The sequence below is a fragment of the Nocardia sp. NPDC004604 genome, from assembly GCF_040609795.1.
Classification (GTDB): Bacteria; Actinomycetota; Actinomycetes; order Mycobacteriales; family Mycobacteriaceae; genus Nocardia.
Window position 1 is genome coordinate 42,377 of sequence record NZ_JBEXLC010000063.1, and the last position, 7,035, is coordinate 49,411.

Here is a 7,035-nt window from a genome sequence, read left to right on the forward strand (position 1 = left end):
CCATTTCGGGTCAAGAACGTCGGCCGTTTCGAATAGAACGCGGGCCGTGCGAGTCGGCGGCGTCAGATCAAGTTCTGCGACAGTTCGCGGATGATGAACCGGCCGTGCCCGGCAGTGCCCAGATACGCACCGTCATCGATGATCACGCGGCCGCGCGAGAGCACGGTGTCGACGTGCCCGTCGATCTCGAAGCCCTCCCAGGCCGAGTGGTCCATATTCATGTGGTGGGTCTTGCCGAATCCGATGCTGGTGTGCCCGTTCGGGTCGTAGATCACGATGTCGGCATCCGCACCCGGGCTGATGACACCCTTGCGCGGGTACATCCCGAACATCCGCGCGGGCGTGGTGCAACACACCTCGACCCAGCGTTCCAGCGAGATCCAGCCGTTCTTCACACCCTGGAACATCAGATCCATCCGGTGTTCCACACCGCCGATCCCATTGGGGATCTTGCTGAAATCGCCGACGCCCAGCTCTTTCTGATCCTTCATACAGAACGGACAGTGGTCGGTGCTGACCGAGGTGACCGCACCGGTGCGGATATAGCGCCACAACTCGTCCTGATGCCCTTCGGCCCGCGACCGCAGCGGCGTCGAGCACACCCACTTGGCGCCCTCGAAACCCGGTGCGCCCAACTGCTCTTCGAGTGAGAGGTACAGATACTGCGGACAGGTCTCACCGAAGACGTTCTGCCCGTTACCCCGTGCGGCGACGATCTGTTCCATCGCCTGCTTCGCCGAGACGTGCACGACATACAGTGGTGCATCGGTCAACTGCGCCAACATGATCGCGCGGTGGGTGGCCTCCTCCTCCATCTGCCACGGCCGGGTGACGCCGTGGTAGTACGGCGAGGTCTCCCCGCGCGCCAGCGCCTGTTCGACCAGCACATCGATGGCAATGCCGTTCTCCGCGTGCATCATCAGCAGTGCACCGAGGTCGCCCGCCGCTTGCATGGCCCGCAGGATCTGGCCGTCGGTGGAGTAGAAGACGCCGGGATAGGCCATGAACAATTTGAAGCTGGTGACGCCCTCGGCCACCAATTCGCTCATGCCCTTGAGGGATTCGTCGTTCACCTCACCGATGATCTGATGGAATCCGTAGTCGATCGCGCAGTTGCCCGCGGCCTTCTCATGCCACAGACCGAGGGTGTCCTGCACCCGCTCCCCCGGCTTCTGCACGGCGAAGTCGACAATGGTCGTGGTACCGCCCCAGGCGGCGGCGCGGGTGCCGGTCTCGAAGGTGTCGGAGGCCTCGGTGCCGCCGAAGGGCAGCTGCATATGGGTGTGGCCGTCCACGCCACCGGGGATCACATATTTGCCGGTCGCATCGATGACCGCGTCCGCGGACGCGGTCAGGTCGGCGCCGTGCGCGGTGGAGCCGGGCTGCAGGACCGCGACAATGGTTTCGCCGTCGATCAGCACATCGAGCAATTGCGATCCGGTAGCCGAGACCACCGTGCCGCCGTGAATGAATGTTTTCGTCATATCGATATCACCAGCCTCAGGGAGCCACCAGTGGTCCGTAGGCGTCGGGGCGGCGATCGCGATAGAACGCCCAGCGGTCGCGCACCACCTTGATCAGATCCATATCGAGGTCACGGACCACCAGTTCGGGATCGGTGTCCGAGGCGACGTCTCCGACGAATTTACCTTCCGGATCCACGAAATAGCTGGTTCCGTAGAAATCGTCATCGCCGTATTCCTCGATGCCGACCCGGTTGATGGCGCCGATGAAATATTCGTTGGCGACCGCCGAGGCCGGTTGCTCCAGCTTCCAGAGATAGCCGGACAGGCCGCGTGAGGTGGCCGAGGGGTTGAAGACGATCTCCGCGCCCGCCAGACCGAGTGCGCGCCAGCCCTCCGGGAAATGCCGGTCGTAGCAGATATAGACGCCGACCTTGCCGACCGCGGTGTCGAAGACCGGCCAGCCCAGGTTGCCCGGTCGGAAGTAGAACTTCTCCCAGAACCCCTTGACCTGCGGAATGTGGTGTTTACGGTATTTGCCGAGGTAGCTGCCGTCCGCATCGATGACCGCCGCGGTGTTGTAGAGCAGACCCGATTGTTCCTGCTCGTACACCGGCAGAATCATCACCATGCCCAGTTCCTCGGCCAGGGCGGCGAATCGCTCGGTGGTCGGCCCGGGCACCGATTCCGCGTAGTCGTAGAACTTCGCGTCCTGCAATTGGCAGAAGTACGGGCCGTAGAACAACTCCTGGAAGCAGATCACCTTGGCACCCTGCGCGGCGGCCTGACGGGCGTAGTCCTCGTGCGCCTTGATCATGGACTCTTTATCGCCGGTCCAGCTGGTCTGGACGAGCGCGGCTCGAACGATTCCCATGCTTTGTTATACTTCACTGCGAACCAATTCGGTTGTGTTACAAGATTGCGGAAACAGTTTCGTAGCCGTAAACCTTGGGGCCGGTCATCGTTCCGGCGCTGTGCCCGACGCAGAATGACGCTGTGAACTTCGACCCCGCTACCGCGCCGCAGGTGCCCGCAGACGATGTGCGAGACACCCCGCAAGCACCTGCCGTAGCCGGGTCCGGCCTGTTCAACACCGATCTCGATGATCGAACCCCGGCGGGAATTGCGGCCGCGGTGAGCCGCCGGATTCGGTCCGGTGCCATCGCACCCGGGTCGAGGCTGCCGACCGTGCGCGAAGTCGCCCGCGAGTTGCGGGTCTCCCCCGCCACCGTCAACCAGGCTTGGCGGGCGCTGGCGGCCACCGGCGCAATCGTCGCGCGAGGGCGCGCGGGCACATTTGTCGGCGAACGCCCCGCCACCCGTCCGGCACCGCCGACAGGCCGCTACCAGCGCCTGCATCCCCCCTCGGATAGCGCCTTCCGCATCGATCTGTCCCGCGGCACCCCCGATCCGGAACTACTGCCGGACCTGGTCGCCGCATTGCAGACGATCACCGAGCACGGTCGCGGCGGCGGTCTGGCCGCCGACTACCTCGATGCGGCCGTGCTGCCGGAGCTGGCCGCCAAGGTGCGCGCCGACTGGCCCTTCCGCGCCGAACGTCTCGCGGTGCTCGACGGGGCACTCGACGCCATCGACCGACTGCTCACCAGTCATGTCCGCCTCGGCGATGCGGTCGCGGTCGAAGATCCTTGCTTCCCACCGTTTCTCGACCTGCTCGCCCGTCTGGGTGCGCGGCCGATTCCGGTTCGCATGGACGAATCCGGCCTCCTACCGGACGATCTCGACCGCGCCGTGACCGAGCACGATGTCACCGCCGTGATACTGCAGCCCCGTGCGCAGAATCCGACGGGTGCCTCGCTCACCACCACCCGCACGCGCGAACTGACCGATATCCTCGCGGGCACCGGCACCCTCGTCATCGAGGATGACCACTCCGCCGGAATCGCTTCCACCGCATTGCGTTCCCTCGGATCGCGACTGCCGAACCAGACGGTGCACATCCGCTCGTACTCCAAATCGCACGGCGCGGATCTGCGTCTCGCGGTGGTCGGCGGTCCGGCCGATCTGCTCGACCCGATGATCGATCGCCGCATGCTCGGCCCCGGCTGGACCAGCCGCCTGCTACAGCGTCTGCTGCTCACGATGCTCGACGACGACACCGCCCTGCGTACCGTCGCGGCCGCTCGCACCGAATACCGCAGGCGAGCAACCGAACTCCGCCGCGCCCTGGCGCGCAGGGGCATCACCGTCGCCCGTGGTGACGGCATCAACCTCTGGTTGCCGGTCGCCGATGAGAACGCGGCGATGATCTCCCTGGCCGCCGCGGGTATCAAGGCCGCACCCGGGCGCCCCTTCGAGGTCGAGGACCACCCCCACGGCGACCACCTGCGCATTACCGTCGCCGCGATCGCCGACGGCGAGTTGGACTGGCTCACCAGCGAACTCGCCGCCGCGACCGCTGCCGCGCCCACCTACCGCCGCGTCCGGCGCGGCTAAGACCCCGGCTCGAGGTCGAAGCTGGTCGAGCCGCTATTTCCGGCCGGAATGATCGGCAGCACCACCGACGACGGGTGCTCGGCATCCTTATAAATGGTCTGCGTCGCGGGCTGTGTCCGGGCGCTGTCGCCGAAGGGTTCGCCGGTATTCGGGTTCGGCGCGTACTGCGGATAGTCGCTGCTGCTGATGGCCACCCGGATCCGGTCGCCCGCCGTGAACTGATAACTCGTCGGCCAGATCTTGATGGTGAACGCATACGGCTGACCGGGCACCAGGGCGGTGGGTTCGGACAGCGAGTCCCGGAATGCGGCGCGGATGATGCCATTGTTGAGGTTGACCGCCGATCCGTCGGGTGCGACCACTTCCAGCCGCGCGACGAAGTCGGTATCCGGTGCGGTGGACGATGCCCACAACTTGACGGTGATCGGACCGGTGACCTCGGTATCCGCAGTGAGTGGATCGCTCGTATAGGTGAGCACATCCGAACGCTGCTCGACCGCCGACTGGTCGAACGGTCCCTGCGGGCCCGAGCCCACCGAACAGCACGAATGTCCGCCGATGCTCGGTGCCGGGGAGGCCGGGTCGTAGACGTACCGGTCGAGCGCCGCGGGTCCGTTCGGCGCCCGCTCGACCAGTTTGCCGACCCTCCCGGCCACGCTGTTGGCGCCACTATCGGCGAAGTAGTATTCCTTCCACTGTGTTTGCGGCAGTGGCCAATTCGGCGCCGACTTCCATCGATTCGCGCCCATGAGGAAGTAGTCGACGCGCGGTTTACCCGATACGCCGTTGTCCTGTCCCTTCAGGAAGTGGTCGAACCACGCGAGCATCAACTCGTTGATCGGGCTGTCGCCGACCGCCCCCAACTGCTCGAGTCGAGGGGCGATCGTCGAGGTGGGCCGTCCCCAACCGAGGTGGTCCCACGGGCCGATCACCAATCGCTGGTTCTGCCGCGCCTGCGGGTCGCCGCCGCGCTCGACCATGCCGGTGAAGTTCTCCACGCCGCCCGCGAGGAAGGCGTCGTACCACCCCTCGATATCGAGCACCGGCACCCGCACATTCGGGTAGCGGTCGCGGATGCTCCACTGCTTCCAGTAGTCGTTGCGCACCGAGTTGCGGATCCAGTCGAAGTACCACGGCGCGACGGCCGGATTGCCCGGTTGCAGCGGCGGAAAGTCTTTGTACGGGCGGTAATTCAGCCATGCGGTGATGTTCTGCAGATCCGTGCCCAGTTGGTCCGCGGTGGCCTTGTCGGCACGCTGCTCGGCGGATTCGAGTCCGATTGTGCCCATGGCCCATGGTTCGACGAAGCCGAGCCGGTATGCGCCGCCCTCGTAGGTCCAGCCGTCGTAATAGTCGGAGGCGGTATTGGCGGGCACGATGGTGCTCAGATGCGGTGGCGTCTCGATGGCGGCAAGCCATTGCGTGGCACCGACATACGACGAACCGTACATACCGACCTTGCCGTTCGAACCGGGCAGTCGCGCGGCCCATTCCACCGTGTCGTAGCCGTCGTGGGTGTCATTGCCGAATTCGGTGAAGGTGCCCTCGGAATTCCCGATGCCGCGGACGTCCTGGACGACCACCAGGTAGCAGTGCGAGGCGAACCAGTCCGGCGGTCGATAGCGCGAGGGCTGGATCTGGGCTGCGGATTTGCCGTACTGGGTGCGCATCAGCACCACCGGCAGCGGATCGCTGGTCTGCGGACGGTACACATCGGCGCGCAGGATCGTGCCGTCGCGCATCGTCGCCGCGACATCGGTCTGCTTGTCGACCGCACACGAACCCCGGTCTTCGTTGGGCGGCCAAGCACCCTTATACGACGACGATTTCGTATCCGTGCTCGCGGTGCACCCACCGACCAGCGCACCGACGCACACCACGGCGGTGAGCAGACGAACGATGGCCCACCCGCCACCGGTCCGCCACCCCTCATCGAATCGCTGCGCGATGCTGCCGAATGCGTATCCGGACAAGTCGATACACCTCCTGCGGAGGCGGTATCACCGGAGATTCAGTACGTGCCGAGCCATGGTCGATCAGATGTGCCTCCGTCGCAGCCATGCTAACCGACACCTCCAGCCGCTTCCGCTGATTTTCCGCCCGGCCCAAGCGCATTCACCGGGCTGAATACGTCCGCGTTCCTGTTGCGACACAGTCGTAATGCACCATCTCGTTCCGCGCGCAGCGTCGAGATGGAATGATCCGCTGAGCATCACCCGATGCGATACCTAACAGAAGGAGACCTCGACCGGTGAGCAGCGACGTGCAGGCGCGGCAATTCGACCACCCTCAGCCCAGCAGGCGCCAGCCTCGCCGAGTCGGGTCCGCCCTGCTACGGGGCCTCGGCGTATTCGCTGTCGGTACCGCCCTCGCGGTCTTCGCCGCGGGCGGCGTCTCGGCGAATCCGGGCAGCGCGCCGGTCGCCGGATGCGTGGCCCCGGATATGGTCAAGCCCGAGATCAAGCAGTGGGACGCCGAACCCGCGGTGGCGATCAATACCGGCGCGACCTACACCGCGAAGCTGGAGTCCACCTGCGGCACGGTGACCATCGCCCTGGATGCCGCCCGCGCCCCGCGCACGGTGAACTCGTTCGTATTCCTGGCCGGGCAGAAGTACTTCGATCACACCCAGTGCCACCGCATGACCACCAGCGGCATCTTCATCCTGCAATGCGGTGATCCCAGCGCCACCGGTATGGGCGGCCCGGGCTACCAGTTCCCGAACGAGAACCTCGACGGCGCCACCTACCCCGCTGGCACGGTCGCCATGGCCAATGCCGGCCCCGACACCAACGGCAGCCAGTTCTTCCTGGTGTACAAGGACTCGCCGCTGCCGCCGAACTACACCCCCTTCGGCAAGATCACCGGCGGAATGGACGTCCTGGAGAAGGTCGCCAACGCGGGTGTCGTGCTCGGCACCGAGGACGGCCGTCCGAACGCCGATGTCATCCTGAATTCGGTCACCACGACCCAGAGCTGATCGATTCACCCCCGGTGGCGGTGCCGTTTCGTGCGGCACCGCCACCGCTGTTCTGCCGAGGTTACGACCACGCAGAGTGGTTGCGAGAGGCGATGGGGCGGGACGGATTTGCGGCCACAGACTTGACTTGGAGTG

Annotated in this window: 5 protein-coding genes; 2 read left to right on the forward strand and 3 right to left on the reverse strand. The window is 65.5% G+C overall.

The window, feature by feature from the left end; genetic code table 11:
• Positions 1 to 62 precede the first annotated feature (62 nt).
• Together hydA and ABZW16_RS22950 are read right to left on the reverse strand one after the other, a co-directional pair.
• Positions 63 to 1,484: a dihydropyrimidinase gene (hydA, locus tag ABZW16_RS22945; protein ID WP_354958005.1), complete on the reverse strand. Its 1,422-nt coding sequence runs from the start codon at positions 1,482 to 1,484 to the stop codon at positions 63 to 65.
• Positions 1,485 to 1,500: 16 nt separating this feature from the next.
• Positions 1,501 to 2,337, reverse strand: a complete 837-nt coding sequence (locus ABZW16_RS22950; RefSeq protein ID WP_354958006.1) for a nitrilase-related carbon-nitrogen hydrolase — start codon at positions 2,335 to 2,337, stop codon at positions 1,501 to 1,503.
• A 122-nt stretch (positions 2,338 to 2,459) separates the two neighbouring features.
• Between ABZW16_RS22950 and ABZW16_RS22955 the strand changes: the two genes are divergently transcribed.
• Positions 2,460 to 3,920, forward strand: a complete 1,461-nt coding sequence (locus ABZW16_RS22955; RefSeq protein ID WP_354958007.1) for an aminotransferase class I/II-fold pyridoxal phosphate-dependent enzyme — start codon at positions 2,460 to 2,462, stop codon at positions 3,918 to 3,920.
• Here the strand turns inward: ABZW16_RS22955 and ABZW16_RS22960 are convergent.
• On the reverse strand, positions 3,917 to 5,662 hold the full coding sequence (locus ABZW16_RS22960; RefSeq protein WP_354958012.1) for a CocE/NonD family hydrolase: 1,746 nt from the start codon (positions 5,660 to 5,662) through the stop codon (positions 3,917 to 3,919). The genes ABZW16_RS22955 and ABZW16_RS22960 overlap by 4 nt on opposite strands.
• A 509-nt stretch (positions 5,663 to 6,171) precedes the next feature.
• Between ABZW16_RS22960 and ABZW16_RS22965 the strand changes: the two genes are divergently transcribed.
• Positions 6,172 to 6,900, forward strand: a complete 729-nt coding sequence (locus ABZW16_RS22965) for a peptidylprolyl isomerase (protein ID WP_354958008.1) — start codon at positions 6,172 to 6,174, stop codon at positions 6,898 to 6,900.
• Positions 6,901 to 7,035: the final 135 nt, after the last annotated feature.